The sequence below is a fragment of the Candidatus Binataceae bacterium genome (genome assembly GCA_035500095.1).
Lineage (GTDB): Bacteria > Desulfobacterota > Binatia > Binatales > Binataceae > JAKAVN01.
Genome location: DATJXN010000079.1, coordinates 1 through 23,080, shown reverse-complemented (window position 1 = coordinate 23,080; position 23,080 = coordinate 1). Strand labels below are relative to the sequence as shown.

Here is a 23,080-nt window from a genome sequence, read left to right as displayed (position 1 = left end):
TCCGCGGAGATCTTGAGACGCCCCGAAGCGATCAACTGCTGTACGAGGTCGGCGGCATGGATGACCTCGTACGCACCACCGAATTGCGGAAACTCGTTCTTGATCGTGTTGAAGCAGTGGGGACAGTTCACGATGATCTTGCGGACTTTGTGATTGTTCAGGGTTTCGATCAGCGTCTGCGCCATCGACTGGTACAGGTACTCGTTTCCGAGCCGCCGCGCCGTTTCGCCATTGCAGAGTTCCTCACGCGCGAGGCAGGCAAAATCCACTCCTGCTTTCTGCAGGACGCGGACGAAGGCCTGCGTCGTCTTCTTGTTGCGATCGTCGTAGGAGCCGGCGCAGCCGACGTAGTAAAGGAACTGAGCGTCGGGCTTGTCGGCGAGGGTCGGAACGTTCATCCGTTCGGCCCACTCGAACCGCAGCTCGGAATCGATTCCCCACGGATTGGATTGCGTCTCCATGTTCTTGAAGGTGCGGGTAAGCTCCTTGGGGAAGCGAGCCTCCTCCTGCACCAGATGACGGCGCATGTCGACAATCTTGTCGACGTACTCGATCAACGGGGGACAGGCCTCCTCACAGGCTCGGCAGGTATTACACGCCCATAGCGTCTCGTCGCGGATGACGGAACCGACAATGTTTTCTCCGACCTCCGAGGGTTCCGTGCCGTCTCCTTTGATCGGGTGGCCCCTCTTTTGAATCATCTCGTCCTGATGCTGATAAAGGTAGTCCCGCAGATCGAGCAGCAGTTGACGCGGGGCCAGGGGCTTGTTGGTTGCCGTGGCGGGGCAATTGGAGGAGCAGCGGCCGCATTCCGTGCAACTGAACATGTCGAGCACCTGCTTCCAGGTGAACTGATCGATGTGCGAGGTGCCGAAGCGGGAATCATTTTCGAGATCCTGTTTCGAGAGCTGCCCCTTGGGCTCGAGTTTCGAGAAAAAGATGTTCGGGATTGCAGTGATAATGTGGAAGTGTTTCGAGGGCGGCAGGAAGTTCAAAAAGACGAGAACGATGAGGTTGTGCACCCACCAGGCTACGTTGCTCGCCTGGGCGGCGAAGCTCGTGCCCAGCAGCTTCGCCATGCCGCCACCCACCAGGGTTGAGAACGGTTCCCATCCCGCCCCCCGAACGATCTCCATGTCGTTGGGGTGAGAAACGATTCGCCCGCCGTCATACACCAGGCCGGTCACCATGATCGCCCCGATGAAAAGCAGGATCAAATAGGCCTCCCAGTGGGATTTACCGCGCAGGCGGCTCTCGGGCGGAAGAAACCCGTAAAGCCGAGGCGCGTGCGTGATCCCCCATCGCACCAGCCCCACCCCAACCGCAATCAGCACGGCCACCTCCATGAAGTCGCGGAGCAGCAAATAGGGGCCGCCCAGGAGATTCAGGCTGAAACCGGGGAGGACGAACGAATCGGAGTAGGCACGGCCGAACATCGTGATGATCTGGATCCCGAGGACGAAAAAGCCCCAAAAGATGAAAAAGTGCATCCACCCGGCGGAGCGCTCGGCTCCTGGATTGCTGCGTACGAATTTCCTCTGGCCAAAGGCATAGACGAATACGGCGCGAACGCGTTCGGAAATGCGATCGAAGCGGGACACGGCGACAGCGCTCTGCAATAGCTGAAAGCGGCGCCAGAGCTGGTAGAAAAAAACTCCCACGGCAACCAAGATGCAAAGAGTGAAGATAATCCCCGTCATCATAGAACCTCCGTCATGCCCGCCAGGTATCGGCGCCCGGCGCATCCCCTAGAATCTTAAATCACCCCCAGCGCGCCAAATTCAATCCGCGCGCGGTTTGACCATTCGCGCGCGCCGCGCTTACGATTTCCGCGCTATGACCTCGCACAATGAAATCTGCCGCATGGACGCCGTTACCCTGGCCGCGCACATCCGGGCCAAGCGGGTCTCGCCGCTGGAAGTCATCGACGCAGTGCTCGCCCGGATGGAACGCCTGGAGCCGCATCTGCACGCCTTCTGCACGCCGACGCCCGAGCTTGCGCGGACCGAAGCAAGGCGCATCGAAGCCGAAATCATGGCCGGGCGGCCGAGCGGTCCGCTAGCCGGCGTTCCACTGAGCCACAAGGACCTCATCCTCACCAAAGGGGTGCGCACGGCCTCGGGCTCGCTCGCGTACAAGGACTTCGTGCCCGACGAGGACGACATCGTGGTCGAGCGCCTGCGCGCGGCCGGCGCGATCATGATCGGCAAGACCAATGTTCCGGAATTCGGCTACAGCCCAACCGGCCACAATCCTGCGTTCGAAACGACGCGCAATCCGTGGAACCTCGCGCTCACTCCGGGCGGATCTAGCGCAGGCGCGGCGGCCGCGGTGGCGGCTGGTGTCGGTCCGCTAGCGACCGGCAGCGACGGCGGCGGCTCGGTGCGGATCCCGGCGTCGTTCTGCGGACTCTACGGGCTGAAAGCGTCGATGGGCCGGATTCCGCTCTATCCGGGCGCGCGCGACGAGCGTTTTCCGGGTGTTTCGGGATGGGAATCGCTCGAGCATATCGGGCCGATCACGCGCACCGTCGCCGACGCGGCGCTGATGATGTCGGTCGCGGCCGGACCCGACATGCGCGATCGCCACAGTCTGCCGCGCGCGGATTTCGACTGGATCGAGTGCATGCGCGGAGAGCTGCGCGGCACGCGCGTCGCCTACAGCGCCGATTGGGGCTACGCGGCGGTCGATCCCGAGGTGCGGCGCATCGTGGCGCGCGCCGTCAGCGTTTTCGAGCGCGATCTGGGATGCGTGGTCGAGGAAGCAAACCCCGGATGGGCCGATCCGCTGAGCGCCTTCTTTGCGATCATGATGGCCGAGAGCGACCTTAGGGGGATGCGCGAGATGGCGCGCAAGGTTCCGATGTCAGGCCATCTGGTGGATGCGCTGATGCGGCCATGGACGGCCGAGGATTTCACCGACGCCAACATGACGCGCAAGTCCGTGGCGCGCACGATGGCGCGGTTCATGGCGCGCTACGATCTGTTGCTGACGCCGACGCTGGCCGTGCCGCCGTTTGCGATTCATATGCAGGGGCCGGAAAAGATCGAGGGCCGTTACGTGCGTCCTGCCGAGTTCCTGGCCTTCACCTTCCCGATCAATTTGACCGGACAGCCGGCCGCGAGCGTGCCCGCGGGATGGACCGCAGACGGTCTGCCGGTGGGCTTGCAAATCGTCGGACGCCATCTGGACGATCCAATGGTGCTGCGAGCGTCGGCGGCATTCGAAGCCGCATCGCCGTGGCACGACAAACGGCCGCCGCTGCTGGATGAACTGGCTTTGTGATGGATGGCGCTCGTCGCCGCGACGGCGGCGGAGAGTCCTCCTCGCGGCGCCGGGTGCGATGCGGTAGACGATCGCCCGCTGCTACGAGTGCTTGACCTTTTTCAGCGCCTCGACCATCTCCGGCACCGCCTTGAACAGGTCCGCGACCAGGCCGTAGTCGGCGACATTGAAGATCGGCGCTTCTTCGTCCTTGTTGATCGCGACGATGGTCTTGGAGTCTTTCATCCCGGCCAGATGCTGGATCGCGCCGGAGATTCCGACCGCGACATATAGCTCGGGCGCGACCACCTTGCCGGTCTGTCCAACCTGCAGATCGTTGGGCACGAAGCCGGCGTCCACCGCGGCGCGGCTCGCGCCCATCGCGGCTCCCATCTCGTCAACGAGCGGCTCGAGCACAGTCTTGAAGTTCTCGCCCGATTTGAGACCGCGCCCGCCGGAGACCACAATTCGCGCCTCGCTAAGCTGCGGACGGTCGCTCTTGATTTCGTTGAAGCCGACGAACTGCATCTTGAGCCCCGCCGAATCGAGTTCGGGCGCGGCCTTTTCGACCGGAGCGGCGGAATCCCCCGGCTTGGCCGAATCGAAGGCGGTCGCGCGCACGCTCACGACCTTGACCGGAGCGTCCATCTCGACCGTCGCCAGTGCGTTGCCGGCATACATCGGGCGCACCAGCGTGCCGTCGTCGCCAATCGAAACGATCTCGGAGGCCATCGAGGCGTTAAGACGTGCCGCCACGCGCGGCATCAGGTCCTTGCCCGTCGCGGTCGCGGTCGCAAGGATGTATTCGACGCCAAGACCTTTCGCGAGCGCGGTCAGCGCCTGCGCGTAAAGATCGGCAAGGTAATGGGCAAGCTTCGGATCGTCGAGCGCGACGACCTTGCTCACCCCGTACTTCGCGAGCTCGGCGGCCGGAGCGTCGATCTTCTCGCCGACTATCGCGGCGATACATCTGCCGCCGCCGCGTTTCTTCGCCAGCTCGATTCCGGCGTTGACCGCGACCAGCGTCGTCTTGGGAAAATGTCCCCCCTGGTGTTCGGCAAAGACCAGTACGTCACCCATCTTGAATCACTCCAAGAGCGCCCGTCAGGCAACGGGCGCGCAAACGATGCAAAAAAGTAATCCCACGGTTGGATACGCGGCGCCCCGGCGCGCGCGCGTCAAATCACCTTGGCCTCGCTGTGCAGCACGCTCACCAACTCTTCGACCGAGCCGACCTTGCGTCCGGCCTCGCGCTTGGGCGGCGCGGCGAGCTTTTTTATCTTGAGCTTGGGTGCGAGATCGACGCCGAGGCTGTCAACCGGGATTTCCTTCAGTTCTTTCTTACGCGCCTTCATGATCCCGGGCAACGAGGCGTAGCGCGGTTCATTGAGCCTCAGATCGGTGGTGATGACGGCGGGCAGGTCGAACGCGATGGTTTCGAGGCCGCCGTCAACCTCGCGCACCACGGTGCATTTGGTTCCCGCGATCTCAACCTTGGAAGCAAAGGTCGCCTGCGGCCATCCGAGCATCTCGGCCAGCATCTGGCCGACCTGATTGGAGTCGTCGTCGATCGCCTGCTTGCCGAGGATTACGAGGTCGGGCTTCTCGTCGCCGGCGATCTTCGCCATCACGCGCGCGATCGCGAGGCTGTCGAGCGGCTGGTCGGCGCGCACCAGGATCGCGCGGTCGGCGCCCATCGCGAGCCCCGTGCGCAGCTGCTCCTGCCAGGTCTGCTGCCCGATCGACATCAGGACGACTTCGCCGCCGCCCTGTTTTTCCTTGATCCTCAACGCCTCTTCGATCGCGATTTCGTCGAAGGGATTGATCACCCATTTCACATTGTCGGTCGCGATTCCGGACCCGTCGGGCAGGATGCGAATGGTCGTGGCGGGGTCGGGGACGCGTTTTACGGAAGCCAGAATCTTCACGGCAGTCTCACTCCGGTGTCTTCAGATCTCAACAATAGAATATCCCAATTTGGCGGCTCGACAGGAGCCTTCCAGGAGCTGACGGGAGCCACGCAGGGCGGCAAAGAAAGTAACAATGGCTCACGAGGCGGTCAAACAGCGTTAGCCGCCGTGCCGGGCTTGCCGCTATTCGTTGTAGCCGAGTCGGTGCGACAGTTCGCGGCCTGCTTCCAGCACGAGCGGCGCGATCTCGGTGTTGATGCGCTCGATCCCGATGCGGTAGGCGGGACCGGCAACGGCGAGCGATCCGACGACGCTGCGGGTGTAGTCGCGAATCGGCACGGCGACCGACGACACGTCCTCGAAATACTCGCAGGTCTCCATCCCGAAACCGTCGCGGACCACCGTGTCGAGCTGCTCGAAGAGCATCGCGCGGTCCACGATCGTGCGGTCGGTAAAGCGCGGGAGCTCTTCCGGCAGGTCGGCGCGCAACTGCTGCTCGAGGTCGAAGGCCAGGTAAACCTTGCCGACGGCGGTGCAGTGGAGCGGCAATGGCTGTCCCAGCGGCGGCGTGATCTTGACCACGCGGTCCACCGGCTCGGCGGATTCCAGCGGCACCACCCCCTCGCGCCGCAGGATCGCGACGAAAGTGCTTTCGCGACATCGATGGGCGACGTCGGAGAGGATCGGACGCGCTTGCCGCACCAGCCCGAGGTGGTCAATATAGCGGCGTCCCAGGTGCAGGCACTTGATTCCGAGACGGTAATTTTCGGTTGCGCGGTTTTGTTCGATATAGCCGCGCGCCTCGAGGGTCGCGAGCAAACGAAAGACGTTGTTCTTGTGCAGCTTCAAGCGCTTGGAAAGTTCCGTGACGCCGAGTTCGTCGACCTCGCCGAAGAATTGTTCCAGCACGTCGAGCGCGTGAGCAACGGACTGGATGACGTAGTTGGTTTTGTTGCGCCTGACCATGGCGAACTCTCCTCGAACGCCGCCGTGACCGAGCAACGAATCGAGCGCTTTTGGAAAAACGTTTTACTTTAAGCGTCAGGCTCCATTTATGTCAACGCGAAACCGCGGTCTCGGCGTGGATTCGTTAAACCATTGTTTTTATTAATAAATTGCGACGGCTCCGGTCGTTTCGCCGCTCGCCGATTACTTCGCCATGCCAAACGATCTCCGACCCGAGTTTTTTCGCCGCCTCGACGATTCCGACGATGAGTCCTTCTATCTGATTCCACGCCTCGTCGTGCATATCGACGATGCGGCAATCAAAAAGGTCGGCGACATCTATCGCGAGCATCTTCCCCGCGGCGGCGCGATTCTCGACCTGATGAGCAGCTGGCGATCGCATCTGCCGCCCGAATTAAAGCCGTCGCGCGTGGTCGGACTTGGACTAAATCGGCCCGAAATGGCGGACAATCCCGCACTCACCGAAATCGTCACCCACAATCTCAATCGCTTGCCGCAAATGCCGTTTGAAGATGCGTCTTTCGACGGCGCGGTCATGACCGTCTCGGTCCAGTATCTCGTCCATCCGCTCGAGGTCTTCGCCGAGGTCGGACGCGTACTGCGGCCGGCGGCGCCCTTCATCGTGACGTTTTCGAACCGGATGTTTCCGACCAAGGCGGTAGCGATCTGGACCAATGCGAGCGAGCAGCAGCGGGTCGATCTTGTGGGCTACTACTTTACCCGCAGCGCTGCCTTCGCGAAGATAGAAGCTATCGATCGGAGCTCGGGCGAGACCGATCCGATCTGGGCCGTCCTCGGCTATCGCAAGGAACAGCGGTGATAAGCAATCGTGGTATGCGCCACCTGGCGCTGCGGGTGCACGACGTCGCGCGCGCGGCCGAATTCTATCAGCGCGTGTTCGGCATGCGTGTGGTATGGCAGCCGGATTCCGACAACGCCTACCTTAGTTCGGGATGCGACAATCTCGCGCTCCATCGCGGCCTTCCCGGCGACCCCGACTCAGGAGCGCTCGACCATCTCGGCTTCATCGTGGCAAGCACCGCCGACGTCGAGGCGGGATGGCGCTGGGCGCAGGCCGAACGCCTGGACGTGGTTCATCCTCTGCGGCGGCATCGCGATGGTTCGGTATCGTTCTATATTCGCGACCCCGACGGGAACGTTATACAGCTGCTGTACGAACCCAAGATCAGCCCGCTCGAGATCAGTTTGCGCAAGGCCTGAGCCCGCCGCGCGCCAAGGAGATCAGCCATGCTCAAGAACTGCGCGACGGCCAAGGATACGCTCGCCTACGCGCAGCGCCATCCGGAGCTGCAGGGAAATTTCCGCCCGATGCTGGGAGGGCTGAGCGTCTCTTCGGTCGGGATAGGCACTTACCTGGGCGAACCGGACGCCGAGACCGACCAGGCCTACGCAAAGTCGCTGCGCCGCGCGCTCCTCGGCGGAATCAATCTGATCGACACCGCCGTCAACTACCGCTTCCAGCGCGCCGAGCGCACGATCGGCAAGGTGCTGGCGGAATTGGTCGCCGCCGGCGAGTTGCGCCGCGAAGAAATCGTGGTGGCGACCAAGGGCGGTTACGTGACGTTCGACGGTACGATGCCGCCCAATCCGCGGGCATGGTTCGAGGAGAAGTTCGTGAGCAGCGGGCTCGTCGGGCCGGGCGACCTGGTCGAGGGCTCCCACTGCATGACGCCACGCTACCTGGGCGCGATGCTTGAGATGAGCCGCGCCAACCTCGGCCTCGACACGATCGACATTTATTACATCCACAACCCGGAGACCCAGCTCGCCAGTATCGCGCGGCCGGAGTTTCTCGCCCGGATGCGCCGCGCGTTCGAGTTCCTCGAGCAGCAAGTCGCCGACGGCAAAATCGGCGTCTATGGCACGGCAACCTGGAGCGGATACCGGCTCGGCCCCGAGGAGCCGCAGTATCTGCAGCTGGAAGAGCTAGTGAAGATCGCGTTCGAAATCGCCGGCCGCGACCATCACTTCCGCGCGATCCAGCTCCCGTTCAACCTGGCGATGCCGGAGGCGTTGACGCTCGCCAACCAGCAGCTCCCTGACCGGCGCGGCACGGCGTTGCGCGCCGCGGTGGGCTTCGGCATCGCGGTTTGCGCCAGCGCGTCGCTGCTGCAGGGACGGCTCGCGCGCGGATTGCCGCCGGCGATGGCGCAGGCGTTCGAGGGATTCGTCACCGACGCGCAGCGCGCGCTGCAATTCGTGCGCTCGGCGCCCGGTATCAACGTGGCGCTGGTGGGAATGAGGTCGGAAGAACACGTGCAGGAGGTTCTGCAGGCGATGCATCATCCCCCGGCTTCGATCGAGGCCTTCTCGAGGCTTTTCACGCCCAACAAGAGCGCCTAGCTTCCTCGGCCTGCGCAGCCCGGCTCCAGTACGCTCGGCGACTCTCAACGCCAGGAGCCCTGCACGCTTTTATCGTCGGACCGGCTGCTGGGAGCGGCATTATTGTTTAGTCTATAAGAGGCGGATGTTATAGAGGCAGCCGGATCGGAGCTTGCGTGCTGAAAAAGAGGAAATTGCTCTCTGCCGCCGCGATCGTCGCCGCGGCTTTGCTACGGCTCGCGCTCCCCGGCGCAGACGCCGACCGCGCCGCCGCCGCCACGTCACCGGCCGGAAATATCGCCCAGGACAGCGACCTCCTGATCTACGACCCCACGGGCACCACGCAGCTTGGGCGGGCGCACTACGTCGTTACGCAGCGCGGCAACATGGTGACGATAGAAGGGCGCAACGACTTCAACGACGGCGAGCGTGACATCGAGCACGACACGCTGAGAAGCGATGGCGGCGAGCTTCCGCGGATGCTCACCTACGAGCATGACTATTTCGACACACATGGCGCTCCCCAAATAACCGCGAGCGCCGACATGGTCGCCGGCAAGAGCAGTTGCGCGAAATATGATAACGGCAAAGGCACGATCGAAACCGCCGTCCTGGAGTATCCTCCGGACACTTACGCCGGGGCGGGCGTGCTGGTGCCGATCGCGGATCAGCTTCGCCGCGGCGCCACCGACCTCGATATTCATGTCTTCGATTGCGCAGCTGGTCCGCGCATCCTGACGCTGCACGCCGACCTCGCGCGCGATCAATGGATATTCCTTCCGCACGAAGGCGAACTGGCCAAGGCCGATGCGCATCCGGTCTTCGGATGGTTCAACGTATTTCTGAAGCCGTTCGTGCCGAAAATCCGCATGTGGTTCGATCCGCTGCGGGACTACGCGTTCGTCGGCGGGACGCTTTCGCGCTACTACCGCGGTCCCGAGATTCTGCTGGTGAGTGCGAGACCCAAGGCCCCGCCCGCCTTCGAGCTGCCTAAAGGGCCAGCGTTTGTGGCGCCTCATGACTCCGCGGCGCCCGTACCGTCTCCTTCAGCAATGACATCGCCGCCGACAAATGCGCCGCAGCATGCGGGCGCAGCTCGGGAGGAAACTCCGGACGCTCGCTAACCGGGAGCAGCGACGATCGCGGGCGTTAATGAGAATGAGTTGGAGGCGAGCTTCGCGGCCTAGGACTGACTAGCGTCTTCGAGGCCGTAGTGCCGGACGCGGGAGCGCTGCGGCTTTTCGTACTGAAAGGTCGTCTGGCACTGAGCGCAAACGCCCTGATGCTTGGGGTTGCCGGATCGGCGCGTCAGTTTGACGTAGTGGACCGTTCCATCACTGCAGAGATGGCCGGCGACGGGAAAATCGTACACGGTACGAATGTCAGTTGCATCCATTTCTTGCCCTAGCGCTCCCTCATTCAGAATTTTCTCCTTCGACGCGATGGCCAGACAGCGGCCCGCACACGCCGGACCTTCCAAGATAGTGAAATCCTTCCGTCGATCAATCTATTTGACGCCTCGCCGTCAAAATTTCTTCGAAAATTTTTACTCTCCGGCAGCTGCGAAGCCGGGAGGCGATGCGCGATGCTTCCCGGCGTCCGTTAGCGGGGGCGCGGCACCGCGCCCGCCGTGTGCTACGCTCGCCTGCGGAATGAAAGGCACCGCTATCAGCAAGCTGCTCGTTGCCAACCGTGGCGAAATAGCGCTCAGGATAATTCGAAGCGCGCGCCTGCTCGGAATCGCCACCGTCGCGGTCTACTCGGAGGCCGACGCCGGCGCCGCGCATGTCGCCGCCGCCGACGAGGCGCGCCTCATCGGTCCGCCCGAGGCGAGCGCGAGCTATCTCAACATCGCCGCGATCATCGAGGCTGCGAGCACGACCGGCGCCGACGCGATTCATCCCGGCTATGGCTTTCTTTCCGAGCGGCCCGAATTCGCCCGTGCCGTCGGCGAGGCCGGGATGCTCTTCGTCGGACCGCCGGCGGAAGTGATGGCGGCGCTCGGCGACAAGGTCGCCGCACGACGCCTGGCCGCGGAGGCCGGAGTTCCAGTGGTGCCGGGGCTCGACACTATCGACGACCGCGCTGCCGCCGAGTTCGCCGCGCGCGTCGGGTTTCCCCTGATGGTCAAGGCGGCGGCGGGCGGCGGCGGCCGCGGGATGCGCATGGTCGAGACGCAAGCGGGTCTCACCGAGGCGCTCGCCGCGGCGTCGCGCGAAGCCAAGGCCGCTTTCGGCGACGGCCGCGTGTTTCTCGAAAAATATCTGGCTCGTCCGCGCCACGTCGAAGTGCAGGTCCTTGCCGACAACCACGGCGGCGTCGTTGCGCTCGGCGAACGCGACTGCTCAATCCAGCGGCGACATCAGAAAATCATCGAGGAGTCGCCGGCGCCCCGGCTGGACGACGCCCTGCGGGCCCGGATGTTCGAGGCGGCGCTCAGGGTTGCGCGCGTCGCCGGCTACCGCAACGCGGGGACGATGGAGTTCCTGGTCGATGGCAGCGAATTCTACTTCCTCGAGGCCAATACGCGCCTGCAGGTCGAGCATCCGGTGACAGAGATGCGATTCGGATGCGACCTGGTCGCCGAGCAGCTTCGCGTCGCAATGGGCGGGCGCGTGAGCGAACCGGCGGCGCCGCGCGGTGCGGCGATCGAGTGCCGCATCTATGCCGAGGACGCCGAGCATAGCTTCCGCCCGGCCACCGGCGAGGTGCTCTACCTGAATCTCCCCGGCGGACCGGGGGTGCGCGTCGATACGCATCTGGCCGCCGGCTTAAGCGTCACTGCGTTTTACGACGGCATGCTGGGAAAGCTGATTTGCTGGGGCGCCGATCGCGAGCAGGCGCGCGGCCGGATGGCGGCGGCGCTCGGCGAATTCTCGCTCCTCGGCATCACCAACACGGCGGCGTTCCTGCGCGACGTCGTCGCCAGCGCGGCGTTTCGGGACGCGCGGCTCTCCACGCGATTCGTGGAAGAGTTCTTTCCGCGATGGAGCCCGAGCGCCGACGCGCAGGAAGGTTTGCTGGTCGCAGCCGCGATGGCGGCTGCGGGCGCTCTCGGCGCGCCGCGCTCGGCGGCCTCGGGAAGGTCCGCGGTGCCTGGCGCGGCACCTGACGGCGCGCATCCGGGACATGGAGGGCGGACACCCTGGACGGAACTCGCCGGTTTCGAGCCGTGGCGACGAGGTGGACGATAAGATGAAGCTCCGGCGCCAGGGCGATAAGCGCGAATTCGAGGTCGAACTGCTCGCGCGCGACAGACCGGCCGATGCGCCTGCGGGCGCGGCGCGCACAATCAGCATCAGTATCGATGGGCGCGAGGTCGCGGCGAGTATAGCGCCGATGCCCGACGGCAGTGCGATGGTGGAATTGGGCGGCCGGCGCATCCGCGTCGCGGGCGCGCGGCTGCGGGCTTCGATCGCGGCGGCCGCGGGACCGTTCGCGGCCGAGTTCGTGATCGTCGAAGGGCGCGCGACGAGCCGCGCGGGCGGACTCGCAGCGCCGGAAGTGGACGCGCCGATGCCGTGCAAGGTACTGAAGGTGCTCGTCGCCGAGGGACAGCCGGTCGAACACGGCGACCCGCTGATCGTGCTCGAGGCGATGAAGATGGAAACGACGCTATACGCCGAAAGCCCGGCGATCGTGGCGAAGGTCTGCGTTGCGCCGGGACAGATGGTCGATCACGGCGCGCGGCTCATCGAACTCAGTCCGGCGGCGATACCGGCCAGACCGCCCGAATCTCCGCCTCGAGACGACTGAGCCACTGGTCGAAGTCGATGGCGCTATCGACCACGATTTCGAGCCGGTCCGGGCCGAGCTTGCGCACGCGGCCGGGATGCTCGGTGCGCAGCGGAATGACCAGCGCTTCGCGAGAGATTCCGAGCGCGTCGGTCACGACGAAAATGCGCTCGATCTCGGCCAGTCCAATCGCTTTGAGCAAGGTGCCTCCTCGGCTTCTCGCGGACCCCTCTTTACATACGGCGCGGCTCGCCTAAGCTCAACTCTTAAGGCGGGGCCAGGGTCCCGCGCGGAGGCACGCTGTGTTCGGCACGATCAAGAAGGTGATCAAGGACAAGGGCTTCGGATTTATCACCCCCGACGACGGCACCGATGAAGTCTTCTTTCATCGTTCGCGGCTTTCGCCCAAGGTCTATTTCGAAGACCTGCGCGAGGGCGACCAGGTGCAGTTCGACGTGCGCCCCGGGGACAAGGGACCACAGGCGTTCAACCTGCGCCTGCGTTAGCCGATCCTTTTTAGCGCATCCTTTTGGCGGATCCTCGCGACGGCGCGGGCCGGTGATATACTTTTCCCGTGGGCGCAAGGGAGCATCATCACCATGGCCGCAAGAGCCTCAAGGTGGGCGTGTTGACCGCGAGCGATTCGCGAAGCGCCGAGACTGACGAGAGCGGCCATCTCATCCGTGACCTTCTGACCGCGGCCGGCCACCGGATCGAATACTACGAGGTCCTGCCCGACGACCCCGCGTGCATCCGCAACGCCGTGCTCGATCATCTGCCGGTTCTCGATGCGATTATCGTCAATGGCGGGACCGGGATCGCGGCGCGCGACTCGACGATCGAGGCGGTGCGCGCGCTGCTCGACAAGGAACTCGAGGGGTTCGGCGAATTGTTCCGCTTTCTTTCCTACCCGGAGATCGGCTCGGCGGCCTTCTTGAGCCGCGCGACGGCGGGAATCGCCGCCGGCAAAATCGTGGCCTCGCTACCGGGCTCGCCCGAAGGTTGCCGGCTCGCGATGGAGAAGCTGCTGATCCCCGAACTCGGCCACATGGCGCACCTGCTCAAGCTCTGAGGCCTCAATTGATCGTAAAATGAACCGCCGATGAACCGGATCACGATAAAATTGTTCGCGACGCTCCGCGAGCGCGCAGGCGCCGCCGAGCTAAGCCGCGAGTTTCCCGATGGCGCAACCGTCGCGCAGATGTGGCAGCGCCTCGCCGAGGAATTCCCGGGTCTTAAGGGTCATCGCGACTCCGTCGGCTTCGCCGTCAATCAGGAATACGTGCCCGACGACTATCGGCCGCGCCCCGGCGATGAAGTCGCGTTTATCCCCCCGGTGAGCGGCGGCGCCGTTCCGGTTCGCGATCCTGAATGGGTCGGGCCAATCGCGATCGGCCGCGCGCCCATAGACGTCGCCGCGCTGGAGCGCGCCGTGGCCGACCCTCATGCCGGCGCTGTCGTAACCTTTGCCGGGACCACGCGTGCCGACAACGCCGGACGCAACGTGATCCGGCTCGAGTACGAGGCCTACGAGCCGATGGCGCTCAGCGAGATGCGCCGGCTCGCGCGCGAGGCGGGCGAGCGATGGCAAATCGTGCGGATCGCGATAAGCCATCGCATCGGCCCGGTCGATATCGGCGAAACGTCGGTCGCAATCGCGGTCTCGGCGGCGCATCGCGCGGAGGCCTTCGAGGCCTGCCGCTTCGCGATCGACCGGCTCAAAGAGGTCGTGCCGATCTGGAAGAAGGAATACTTCGAAGGCGGCGAAGTATGGATCGGCTGCCAGACCTCTCATCCGCCGGCCCCCGGCCACGCGCATTCGCATTAACGGCCACGCGCCGGCGATTCGGCCGCAATGCGCGAATGATATAGATTCGATGGATGCCGCAAGTACGATGGCTCGCCGAGTAGTGTGTTGACCGATCGGCCAGCATCGGTTAATCAGGAGCCCTGATGTCGTTTAGTCAACATCATGTCGAGAAGATAATTCTGGCCGAACCGCGCGGCTTTTGCGCTGGCGTCGACCGCGCGGTCGAGGCCGTACGCGGAGCGCTGCGCAAGTACGGCCGTCCGCTCTACGTGCGCCATCAGATCGTGCACAATCGCTTCGTGCTCGAAGCGCTGGTGGAAGAGGGCGCGATTTTCGTCGAAGACCTGGCCGAAGTACCCAAGGGCCAGCGCGTGATCTTCAGCGCTCACGGCGTGGCGCCGAGCGAATGGGATCGCGCGCGCGATCGGAGGCTTCGCGTGATCGACGCCACCTGCCCGCTGGTCACCAAGGTCCATCTCGAGGTCGAGCGCTACGCGCGCGAGAACCGCACTGTGATCCTGGTCGGCCACGCCGGTCACGAAGAGGTCAAGGGAACGCTCGGCGTCGCGCCCGGCCGGGTTCTGCTGGTCGGCAGCGTGCAGGAGGCGGCGGCGGTCGAAGTTCCCGATCCGGAGCGGGTGGCCGCGGTAACGCAGACCACGCTCAGCGTGGACGACACGCGCGAAATCATGGAGACGCTCAAGCGCCGTTTTCCGGCGATCGTCGCGCCCAAAACCGACGACATCTGCTATGCGACCCAGAACCGGCAGAACGCGGTCAAGGAACTGGTCGGGCAAAGCGACGCGATCCTGGTCGTCGGCTCGAGGCAGAGCTCCAACGCCAATCGCCTGGTCGAGGTCGCGCGGATGCGCGGTGCGCGCGCCTTCCTGGTCGATTCGTTGGCCGACGTGCGCGATGACATGCTCGACGGCGTGCGCGCGCTCGGCGTCACGGCCAGCGCCTCCTCGCCCGAGTGGCTGGTCGAACAGATAATCGACGCGTTTGCGAGCAACGGAGCCTCAGTGGAGTTGTTGAGCGTGGCCAAGGAGCGCGTGCATTTTCCGCTCCCGATGCCGGCCGATTAGCGCGGTTGCCGGGGACGGCGGCCGATGAGGCGGGGCGGCGGCTATATCGCGATCGAAGGACCGATCGGCGTCGGCAAGACCAGCCTCGCCCAGGCGCTCGGGCTGAGGCTCGGCGCGCGCATCGTGCTCGAGGACACCGACAGCAATCCCTTCATCGCCCGCTTCTACCAGGATCCCGAAAAATACGCCTTCCCGGTCCAGCTCTACTTCCTGCTGACGCGCTACAACCAGCAGCGTCAGCTCGCGCAACAGGACCTTTTCGCGCAGGCGACCGTCACCGACTACCTGCTCGCCAAGGATCGCATCTTCGCCCGGCTCAACCTCGACCCCGACGAACTGGTGCTTTACGAGGGCGTCTATCGCCTGCTCGACGGACAGCTCGCCAAGCCCGACCTGGTGGTTTACCTGCGCGCCCGCGTCGAGGTCCTGGCCGAGCGGCTGCGCAAGCGCAACCGCGCCTTCGAGCGTCATATCGGCGTCGAGTACCTCGAGCGCGTCTCGGCCGCGTACCGCGACTTCTTTTTCTACTACGACGAAACGCCGCTGCTGGTGGTTGACAGCACGGAGATCGACTTCGTCGCCGATCCGGGCGATCTCGAAGACCTGCTGCGCGAAATCGATCGCACCGGCGCGGGTTCGCACTACTACGTCCCGCGCAAAGGCTGACGACGCCCCGGAATTTTTACCGCGTGCGACAGGCGCGGCAACTGCGCCGCCAGCTGCCCACCGCCTATTGGGTCGCGTACGCCTTGTACGCGTCTTCGATCTGCGAGGCGAGCTTGAAGTCCTTATCCGTCACGCCGCCCTGGTCGTGCGTCGAGCAGCTGAACGTGATCCGCGTGTAGTTTATCTTGACGTCGGGATGATGGTCCGCGGCCTCGGCCATCTCGGCCACGCGATTGAGGAACTTTATCCCGTCCATGAATTCCCGGAAGCGATAAAGCTTGCCGATCGCGTCGTCCTTCAGTTCCCATCCGGGCAGCGTGCCGAGCCGCCGCTCTATCTCGGACTTCTCGAGTTTGGCCATCGGTGCATCCTCCGTCGCTTGCGGACAACTCGCCTTGCGCGCCGTTCTGACTCATATTAAACACCAGCCGACGCTCATATTAGACAACAGCCGGCGCAAGGCCGCCAAACGCCTGTGTCGGGGAGACGCGATGAACCAGCGCAATTCTATCAAGATGACGCCCGAACAGGCGCTCGCCTACCTCTCCGCGCGCCATAGCTGCGCGCTCGCGACCAACGGCCATGACGGTTATCCGCACGTCGTCGCCATGTGGTATATGGTCAAGGGCGGGGCGATCATGATGACCAGTTACGCCCGCGCGCAGAAGATCGTGAACTTGAGGCGCGATCCGCGCGCCACAGTGCTCGTCGAAAGCGGCTCCACATACAAGGAACTCGCCGGGGTGATGGTCCGCGGACGGGTCGAATTGAGCGAGGGCCCCGCGGCGCTCGCCGAGATTCTGCGGCTGACCGGCGCGGATCCGAACAATCCGGCCGCGGTGCGCCGCGTGCAAAAACGGATCCTGATGCGGTTTCAGCCGGAGCGTTGGGCGAGCTGGGACCACTCGAAAATCGTGGGCGACTACTGAGCGGCGGGCGGCGCCAGCAACCGCGCGGCGGATAATCGAGGACCTTTGCAATGGCGAACAAGTACGTAACCGATGAGGTGCGCAAGCAGATCGGAATGCAGAGCGAGGCGCGCGTGGTCGAAGTCGAGCGCGGCGCGATCCGGCGCTTCGCCGAGGCGATCGGCGATCCCAATCCGCTCTTCCACGACGAAGCCGCCGCGCGCAAGACCCGCTTCGGCGGGATGATCGCGCCGCCGACCTTCTGCCGCTCGCTCGGGGCGGCGATCCCGGAGATCAGCATCGGGATGGGCGAGTTTCGCGGCCTCGACGGCGGCTCGGAGTGGGAATACTTCGCGCCGATCCGCCCGGGCGACCGTATCAGCGTGGTCTCGAAGATCGCGGACATCCGCGAGAGCACGGGCCGGCTCGGCCCGATGGTCTTCATCACGGTCGAGACCAGCTACACCAACCAGTTCAGTCAGCTCTGCGCCCTGCAGCGCTCGACTGTGATCCGTTACTGAGCCGCGCGCGAGAGACTTCGAGGAGAGAGTAACGAGATGGCCAAGCAGATTTATTGGGAAGACGTCGAGGCCGGAGCGGAAGTGCCGCCGCTCGAGAAAAATCCCACCACTCAGCAACTCGTAAAATATGCGGGCGCATCGGGCGACTTCTACCAGATCCACTACGACAAGGACTTCGCGCTCAAGGCCAACCTGCCCGGCGTGATCCTGCACGGCGCGCTCAAGAACGGATTCCTCGGCCAGATGATGACCGACTTCGCCGGCCACGAGGGATGGCTCCGCAAACTCGCCGTCCAATACCGCGGGATGGACCAGCCCGGCTCGCCCGTCGTATGCAAGGGCAAGGTGGTCAAGAAGTACGCCGAGGGCCGCGACCATCTCGTCGATTGCGAAATCTGGCTCGAGAATGCCAAGGGCGAGAAAACCACGCTCGGCAGCGCCACCGTGATCCTCCCGTCGCGCGAAGGCATCCGGTAAGTCCCCGCGACGCCGAAGACGCCCGCGATGCGGCGAGAATTTCCCCCGCGCACGATCGAGGCCGAAGACATAAGGCTCCGCCGCGTCGACCCGCATTATATCAAGAGCCTCGTCCGGCTGCTCGCCGCGCACGCGCTTGCCGAAAAGCTGACCGCGCTCGGGTACCAGCGCGCGCTCGACACCGTAGGCAACGAATTGCTCCGTCCGGTGATCGAAAAAAATCTCGCCGAGGAACGGCGCCACGCGGCGCTCGTTTACCGGGCGCTACGCGAAATCGGTATCTCGCAGGAGGAAGCCGACCGTTCGATGATCCCGGTGCTCAAGGCCCCCTCGTTCGAGGCGCCGCTGCGCTTTGCCAAAAGCGCGGCCGGCGAACTGGACCTGCTGATGGCTTCGCTCAGCCTGGACATGACGGGACTCCTCATGATCGGCGTCAACTACAAGGAGTCGAGCTACGCGCCGCACGCGCGCGCCGCCGACCGCATCATCGACGACGAGGCCGAGCACGAGATGTTCGCGGCAGGCGAGCTTGCGAGCGCGGTCGAGCGCTTCGGAGCCGAAGCAGTTGCGGCGGCGCTCATAAAGTGGCTGCCGGCGGCGGCGAACTTTTTCGGCCCGCCGGGCAGCGGCTTCGGCTACGATTGCATGCGCTTCGGGCTTAAGGCGCGCGACAACGGCGAGCTGACGGAACTGTATCTGTCGATGCTTGAACGGCGGCTGGCCAATGTGGGGCTCGCGATGCCGCGGCTCACGTCCCGGTACCCGTACGCGCTGGCGTAGTCTCATCCGCGCCCTTTGGCGAAACCATTTGAAACTATGAATGCTCGCGGCTCGAGCCCGATTCGGATCGGCGTTTCCGCCTGTCTCATGGGACAGGAGGTGCGCTTCGACGGCGGCCACAAGCGCGACGATTTTCTCACCGGCACGCTCGGCAAATTTGTCGAATTCGTGGCCGTCTGCCCCGAAGTCGAGCTCGGCCTCGGCGTTCCGCGCGAGAGCCTGCGGCTGGTCCGCGGCGAGAGCGGGGCGGCGCGGATGGTCGCCAACAAAAGCGGCGCCGACCTGACCGATGCGATGAATGCTTATGCCGGGCGCCGCGCGGCCACCCTCGCACGCATCGATCTCTCGGGTTACGTGCTGAAGAAGGACTCGCCAAGCTGCGGGATGGAACGGGTGCGTGTCTATGGACGCGCCGGGATGCCGGTGCGCGACGGGCGCGGACTCTTCGCCGACGCGCTGATGCGCCACCTGCCCAATCTGCCGGTCGAAGAGGAGGGGCGGCTCAACGATCCGCAACTCCGCGAAAATTTCATCGAACGGGTCTTCGCGTACCATCGGATGCGCGCGCTGTTCGCCTCGCGATGGAGCGCAGGTGCGCTGGTGGCCTTCCATACCGCGCACAAGCTCGCCCTGCTGGCGCACTCGCCAAACGCCTACGCCGCCCTGGGACGCCTCGTCGCCGAAGCCAAAGGAATCGAACGCGCCGAACTCCGCGAGCGTTACTCGGCGGAGTTCATGGCGGCGCTCAAGCGGCTGGCCACGCCGGCGCGCCACGCCAACGTGATGCAGCATATCGCCGGCTATCTGCGCGATCGCTGCGACATCGACTCGCGCCGCGAACTGATGGAAGTGATCGAGGAATATCGGCGCGCAACCGTGCCGCTGATCGTGCCGTTGACCCTCATTCGCCACTGGGTGCGCCGCTTCGATGTCGCCTATCTCAAGGGTCAGACTTATCTTGAACCGCATCCCCGCGAGCTGATGCTGCGCAATCACGTCTGACCGGCGCGCCCCGTCTTTGGCGCTTGTCAGGCGCAATCGCGCCGTAGTACAGGGAGCGCTGGCGCACTGTCATGGTTTCGCGCGCGACATCATTTGTTGAAGTCTCGCGCGCAAGGAGTATCGCATCATGAAAATCGGACTTTTCGCGGTGGTTTCGGGACGGGTCGGCGGGATGGCGGTGATGAAAGCGTTTGCAGAGACCGCCGAGCGCACCGGGTTCTCGACCCTGTGGGCGCCCGAGCACGTCGTCCTGCTCGATTCCTACGCCTCGCGCTATCCCTACCGCGACGACGGCACCCTGCCCGCGCCCTCCGACGCGCCGATTCCCGATCCTTTCCTGAGCTTGTGCACGATGGCCTCGGTGACGAACCGGATTCGCCTTGCGACCGGAATCTGTCTCGTGCCCGAGCATAATCCGCTGGTGCTGGCCAAGGTGGTCGCGACGCTCGACTCGCTCAGCGAGGGCCGCGTAGTGCTGGGCGTGGGCGTGGGTTGGCTCGAAGAGGAGTTCCGCGCGCTCGGCATCCCCTGGGAGCGCCGCGCGCAGCGCACCCGCGAATATGTCGAGGCGATGCGCCGGCTGTGGGGCGACGCGCTCAGCTCCTACAAGGGCGAGTTCGTCAATTTCGAAAACGTCCGCAGCTTTCCCAAGCCGGTGCGCGGCGCCGGCCTGCCGGTCTTCTTCGGCGGCGAGAGCGGACCCGCGCTGCGCCGCGTCGCCGAATACGGCAACGGATGGTGCGGCTTCAATCTCGACCCGGGCGAGACGGCGGACAAGATTCGCCGGATCGAGGCTCAGCTCAAGTCCAACGGGCGCAAGCGCTCCGATGTCGAGCTCGCGGTCTCGCCCTACACCAAGCCGATTATGCCCGACGATCTCGCGCGCTACCGCGACGCAGGCGCCGATGAGGTCGTGATTGTCAACATGCGTGCGCCGCGCACGCCCGAGGAAGCCACGAAAAACGTCGAAGAAGCGGCGCGCAAATGGATCGAAGCGGCCGCGAAGCTCTAGACCGAATTCTGAGGCGGCGGGCGGGTGTTGCTTGCGCGCAGCTAATCCCTAAGGCTGAAGAGCCACCTGCGCTGGTGGCCAATCAAGGGAGACAAAGGTGAGAGCGGAAGATGGCGTTTGTGCGGCTTAATAAGGGCGGGCAATCGATCTGGATAAACAGCGACCGTATCGCCTACTTCGAGGGCGTCGAATCGCAGGCGCAGGACGGATCGAAGCGGCTCGAGACCAAGGTCTGTTTCGATAGCGAGATGACTATCGTGGTCGACGAACCGGTCGAGCAGCTGAGGCACAGATTTCAGTAACGCTTACGCGCGAATGAAATAATGGGGGACGGCGCGCGATACGGTTCGCCAGCGAATTTCGCTAGCGCGCCTGGCGGAGCCTGGCGTCTCAGGCCTTTTCGATACGCGGAAAGAGCGGGACGGGCGCCCTGACGCGATCGCCGCGCTTGAGCCCGGCGCCGAACGGTGCGTACGCCGCAGTTCCATCGACGCCGAGCAGTTCGAGCAGCTTGGCCGCCTGCCGTGGCATGAAAGGCTCCAGCGTGGCGGCAATCACGCGCAGCCCTTCGAGCAGATTGGCGAGAATCTGTCCGACGCGCGGCAGCTTCGCCGGGTCCTTGGCGAGGGTGAACGGCGACGTCGCAACGATATATTTGTTGGCCGCGTCCAGCGCCAGCCACACCGCGTCGAGCCCGCGATTGAACGCAAGCTCGTCTTCCATCGCTCCCGCGCGCGCGGGCGCAGCGGCAAACGCCTCGACCAGCGCGCGGTCGATCTCTTCGCCGGCCGCGCCCGGCGCCGCCGTGATCTCGCCCTGGAAATAGCGCGCCGCCATCGCGAGCACCCGGCTCGTCAGATTTCCCAAGTCGTTGGCTAACTCGGCGTTGTAGCGCTCGACGAGCCGCTCCTCGGAAAAATCGCCGTCCAGTCCGTAAACCACCTCGCGCATCAGGAAGTAGCGAAGCACGTCGGCGCCGAAGGCCCGCTCGTAAGAAAGCGGATCGCGCACGTTGCCCGAGCTCTTGGACATCCGCGCGCCGCCGAAATTAAGCCATCCGTGCACGTTGAGATGCTTGAACAGCGGCAATCCGGCCGCGAGCAGGATCGGCGGCCAGTACACCGCATGAGTCTTAAGAATGTCCTTGCCGATGAAATGCTCGGTGTTGGGCCAGACCTTGGCGACGAAATCGGGATCGTTGGTCGCGGGATGGCTCACGTAGGCCCAGAACGCGTCGTACCAGACGTAGGTCACGTAGTTAGAGTCGAAGGGCAGCTCGATTCCCCAATCCAGCCGGGCCTTGGGCCGCGAGATGCAAAGGTCGCTCAGCGGCTCGGCTAGCATGTTGAGCGCCTCCTTGCGGTAGCGCTCGGGCCGGATGAAGTCGGGATTGCGCCGGATGTGCTCCAGGACCTGCTCGCGGTACTTCTCGATACGCAGAAAGTAGTTGCCCTCGCTGATAAGCTCGACCGGGCGGTTGTGGGTGGGACAGACGTTGCCCGGCAGCAGTTCCTTTTCGGTGTAGAAGCGCTCGCAATCCACGCAGTAGAGCCCTTCGTAGTCGCGAAAGTAGATGTCGCCGCGGCTATGCGTGCGCCGCAGCATCTCCTGCACCCACTTCTGATGCACCTCATCGGTGGTGCGCACCCAGTAGTCGTAGCTGACGCCGAGCCCGCGAAACGCCTGGTCGAACAACGCGCTCATCTTGTCGGTATAAGCCTGCGGTTTGAGCCCCTCGGCCAGGGCGGCGCGCCGGATTTTGTCGCCGTGCTCGTCGGTGCCGCTCAAAAAGCTCACGTTGTCGCAGCCCAGCTTGCGCCGCTGGTAGCGCACGAAGACGTCTGCGGCGAGCGCTTCGTAGGCGCTGCCGACGTGCGGGGTGCCGTTACAATAGAAAATCGCGGTCGTGATGTGGATGCGGTCGGCCATCTGTCCGATGCGGCTTTTTCTGCGGCGATCCGCGCGCGCCGGTTGCGGATGCGTGGAAAAAGCGGCTTTCAGATGCTACTTGTCGGGGGCTGGGCGGCTCAAGCCTGCGGGCGCGCGTCCACCAGATCCTGCAGCGCGGCTTCGACCACGCCACCATCCTCGTCGCGCTGGATCAGCACCGTCTGCTTGAGAATGTTCTGGCGCAGCACCTTGCCGTCGCCCTTGACCGATTGGACGCGCTTGCCGACGTTGGGCAGCCCGCGCCTGAGTTCGAGGTAGGTCGCATATTCGTAGCGCAGACAGCACTTGAGTCGCCCGCACATCCCGGCGAGCCGCGACGGATTGAGCGCAAGACCCTGCTCGCGCGCCATCTTGACCGTGATCGCCTCGAAGTCGCGCAACCACGACGAGCAGCATAGTTCGCGCCCGCACGGGCCCACGGCGCCGGTGACCTTGGTCTCATCGCGCGCGCCGATCTGCTTCATCTCCACCCGGACGTGCAGCGTATTGGCGAGATCCCGCACCAGGTCGCGAAAATCGATCCGGTTTTCGGCGGTGAAGTAGAACACGGCCTTGCGCCCGTCGAGCGTGTAATCGACGTTGATGAGCTTCATCGCCAGGTTGCTCTCTATGATCGGATGATGTTAGTGTTGGGTATGAGTGTCATTGTTT

General features: G+C 64.3%; 27 protein-coding genes. 19 read left to right on the top strand and 8 right to left on the bottom strand.

What is annotated here, in order from left to right:
- A partial coding sequence (locus VMI09_08290) for a (Fe-S)-binding protein (GenBank protein HTQ24683.1) occupies window positions 1-1,700 on the bottom strand: 1,700 nt, incomplete at its 3' end.
- 163 nt (window positions 1,701-1,863) lie between these two features.
- On the opposite strand from VMI09_08290, the gene VMI09_08285 reads away from it, so the two are divergent.
- On the top strand, window positions 1,864-3,285 hold the full coding sequence (locus VMI09_08285; protein HTQ24682.1) for an amidase family protein: 1,422 nt from the start codon (window positions 1,864-1,866) through the stop codon (window positions 3,283-3,285).
- A gap of 81 nt (window positions 3,286-3,366) precedes the next feature.
- Here the strand turns inward: VMI09_08285 and VMI09_08280 are convergent, their stop codons facing one another.
- The 3 genes from VMI09_08280 to VMI09_08270 form a co-directional block, all read right to left on the bottom strand.
- Complete coding sequence (locus VMI09_08280) at window positions 3,367-4,344, bottom strand: FAD-binding protein (protein ID HTQ24681.1); 978 nt, start codon at window positions 4,342-4,344, stop codon at window positions 3,367-3,369.
- A 98-nt stretch (window positions 4,345-4,442) separates the two neighbouring features.
- Window positions 4,443-5,192, bottom strand: coding sequence for an electron transfer flavoprotein subunit beta/FixA family protein (locus VMI09_08275; protein ID HTQ24680.1), 750 nt, complete (start codon window positions 5,190-5,192; stop codon window positions 4,443-4,445).
- 165 nt (window positions 5,193-5,357) lie between these two features.
- Entirely contained in the window at window positions 5,358-6,140 is a 783-nt protein-coding gene (locus VMI09_08270; GenBank protein HTQ24679.1) for an IclR family transcriptional regulator, read from the bottom strand.
- A 193-nt stretch (window positions 6,141-6,333) separates the two neighbouring features.
- Here VMI09_08270 and VMI09_08265 point away from each other — a divergent pair, with 193 nt between their 5' ends.
- The 6 genes from VMI09_08265 to VMI09_08240 all read left to right on the top strand — a co-directional run bounded on the left by VMI09_08265 (window position 6,334) and on the right by VMI09_08240 (window position 12,239).
- Complete coding sequence (locus VMI09_08265; GenBank protein HTQ24678.1) at window positions 6,334-6,960, top strand: methyltransferase domain-containing protein; 627 nt, start codon at window positions 6,334-6,336, stop codon at window positions 6,958-6,960.
- Window positions 6,957-7,361 carry a VOC family protein gene (locus VMI09_08260; protein HTQ24677.1) on the top strand — a complete coding sequence of 135 codons (405 nt, stop codon included), beginning with the start codon at window positions 6,957-6,959 and terminating at the stop codon, window positions 7,359-7,361. Before VMI09_08265 ends, VMI09_08260 begins: the two co-directional genes overlap by 4 nt.
- A 27-nt stretch (window positions 7,362-7,388) precedes the next feature.
- Window positions 7,389-8,504, top strand: coding sequence for an aldo/keto reductase (locus VMI09_08255; GenBank protein ID HTQ24676.1), 1,116 nt, complete (start codon window positions 7,389-7,391; stop codon window positions 8,502-8,504).
- Window positions 8,505-8,659: 155 nt separating this feature from the next.
- Complete coding sequence (locus tag VMI09_08250) at window positions 8,660-9,607, top strand: hypothetical protein (protein HTQ24675.1); 948 nt, start codon at window positions 8,660-8,662, stop codon at window positions 9,605-9,607.
- 528 nt (window positions 9,608-10,135) lie between these two features.
- Window positions 10,136-11,677 (top strand): biotin carboxylase N-terminal domain-containing protein, encoded by a 1,542-nt coding sequence (locus VMI09_08245; GenBank protein HTQ24674.1) that lies wholly within the window; start codon window positions 10,136-10,138, stop codon window positions 11,675-11,677.
- A gap of 1 nt (window position 11,678) precedes the next feature.
- The gene (locus VMI09_08240; protein HTQ24673.1) at window positions 11,679-12,239 is read left to right on the top strand and encodes a biotin/lipoyl-containing protein; all 561 of its coding nucleotides are present in this window, start codon (window positions 11,679-11,681) and stop codon (window positions 12,237-12,239) included.
- On the opposite strand, the gene VMI09_08235 is transcribed toward VMI09_08240, so the two are convergent.
- A complete protein-coding gene (locus VMI09_08235) occupies window positions 12,184-12,420 on the bottom strand; it encodes a hypothetical protein (GenBank protein ID HTQ24672.1) in 237 nt (78 codons plus the stop codon). The genes VMI09_08240 and VMI09_08235 overlap by 56 nt on opposite strands.
- A gap of 100 nt (window positions 12,421-12,520) precedes the next feature.
- Here VMI09_08235 and VMI09_08230 point away from each other — a divergent pair, with 100 nt between their 5' ends.
- The 5 genes from VMI09_08230 (at window position 12,521) to VMI09_08210 (ending at window position 15,779) form a co-directional block, all read left to right on the top strand.
- A complete protein-coding gene (locus VMI09_08230) occupies window positions 12,521-12,724 on the top strand; it encodes a cold shock domain-containing protein (protein ID HTQ24671.1) in 204 nt (67 codons plus the stop codon).
- Window positions 12,725-12,792: 68 nt separating this feature from the next.
- Window positions 12,793-13,290 (top strand): molybdenum cofactor biosynthesis protein B, encoded by a 498-nt coding sequence (locus tag VMI09_08225; protein ID HTQ24670.1) that lies wholly within the window; start codon window positions 12,793-12,795, stop codon window positions 13,288-13,290.
- Window positions 13,291-13,320: 30 nt separating this feature from the next.
- Window positions 13,321-14,046 (top strand): molybdopterin converting factor subunit 1, encoded by a 726-nt coding sequence (gene moaD, locus VMI09_08220; GenBank protein HTQ24669.1) that lies wholly within the window; start codon window positions 13,321-13,323, stop codon window positions 14,044-14,046.
- 125 nt (window positions 14,047-14,171) lie between these two features.
- The gene (gene ispH, locus VMI09_08215; protein ID HTQ24668.1) at window positions 14,172-15,113 is read left to right on the top strand and encodes a 4-hydroxy-3-methylbut-2-enyl diphosphate reductase; all 942 of its coding nucleotides are present in this window, start codon (window positions 14,172-14,174) and stop codon (window positions 15,111-15,113) included.
- Window positions 15,114-15,137: 24 nt separating this feature from the next.
- Window positions 15,138-15,779, top strand: coding sequence for a deoxynucleoside kinase (locus tag VMI09_08210; protein HTQ24667.1), 642 nt, complete (start codon window positions 15,138-15,140; stop codon window positions 15,777-15,779).
- A 64-nt stretch (window positions 15,780-15,843) separates the two neighbouring features.
- Here VMI09_08210 and VMI09_08205 read toward each other — a convergent pair whose 3' ends face one another.
- A complete protein-coding gene (locus tag VMI09_08205; protein HTQ24666.1) occupies window positions 15,844-16,140 on the bottom strand; it encodes a 4a-hydroxytetrahydrobiopterin dehydratase in 297 nt (98 codons plus the stop codon).
- A gap of 130 nt (window positions 16,141-16,270) precedes the next feature.
- Between VMI09_08205 and VMI09_08200 the strand changes: the two genes are divergently transcribed.
- The 7 genes from VMI09_08200 (at window position 16,271) to VMI09_08170 (ending at window position 20,781) form a co-directional block, all read left to right on the top strand.
- Window positions 16,271-16,708 (top strand): PPOX class F420-dependent oxidoreductase, encoded by a 438-nt coding sequence (locus tag VMI09_08200; GenBank protein ID HTQ24665.1) that lies wholly within the window; start codon window positions 16,271-16,273, stop codon window positions 16,706-16,708.
- Window positions 16,709-16,758: 50 nt separating this feature from the next.
- Window positions 16,759-17,208 (top strand): MaoC family dehydratase N-terminal domain-containing protein, encoded by a 450-nt coding sequence (locus VMI09_08195; protein HTQ24664.1) that lies wholly within the window; start codon window positions 16,759-16,761, stop codon window positions 17,206-17,208.
- Window positions 17,209-17,244: 36 nt separating this feature from the next.
- The gene (locus VMI09_08190; protein ID HTQ24663.1) at window positions 17,245-17,685 is read left to right on the top strand and encodes a MaoC/PaaZ C-terminal domain-containing protein; all 441 of its coding nucleotides are present in this window, start codon (window positions 17,245-17,247) and stop codon (window positions 17,683-17,685) included.
- Window positions 17,686-17,712: 27 nt separating this feature from the next.
- Window positions 17,713-18,465, top strand: a complete 753-nt coding sequence (locus VMI09_08185) for a Phenylacetic acid catabolic protein (protein ID HTQ24662.1) — start codon at window positions 17,713-17,715, stop codon at window positions 18,463-18,465.
- Between the two features lie 36 nt (window positions 18,466-18,501).
- Complete coding sequence (locus tag VMI09_08180; protein HTQ24661.1) at window positions 18,502-19,467, top strand: DUF523 and DUF1722 domain-containing protein; 966 nt, start codon at window positions 18,502-18,504, stop codon at window positions 19,465-19,467.
- 127 nt (window positions 19,468-19,594) lie between these two features.
- A complete protein-coding gene (locus VMI09_08175) occupies window positions 19,595-20,479 on the top strand; it encodes a TIGR03619 family F420-dependent LLM class oxidoreductase (GenBank protein ID HTQ24660.1) in 885 nt (294 codons plus the stop codon).
- Between the two features lie 119 nt (window positions 20,480-20,598).
- Window positions 20,599-20,781, top strand: coding sequence for a hypothetical protein (locus VMI09_08170; GenBank protein HTQ24659.1), 183 nt, complete (start codon window positions 20,599-20,601; stop codon window positions 20,779-20,781).
- An 88-nt stretch (window positions 20,782-20,869) separates the two neighbouring features.
- On the opposite strand, the gene metG is transcribed toward VMI09_08170, so the two are convergent.
- Together metG and ricT are read right to left on the bottom strand one after the other, a co-directional pair.
- Window positions 20,870-22,408: a methionine--tRNA ligase gene (gene metG / locus VMI09_08165; GenBank protein ID HTQ24658.1), complete on the bottom strand. Its 1,539-nt coding sequence runs from the start codon at window positions 22,406-22,408 to the stop codon at window positions 20,870-20,872.
- Between the two features lie 98 nt (window positions 22,409-22,506).
- Entirely contained in the window at window positions 22,507-23,040 is a 534-nt protein-coding gene (ricT, locus tag VMI09_08160) for a regulatory iron-sulfur-containing complex subunit RicT (protein HTQ24657.1), read from the bottom strand.
- Window positions 23,041-23,080: the final 40 nt, after the last annotated feature.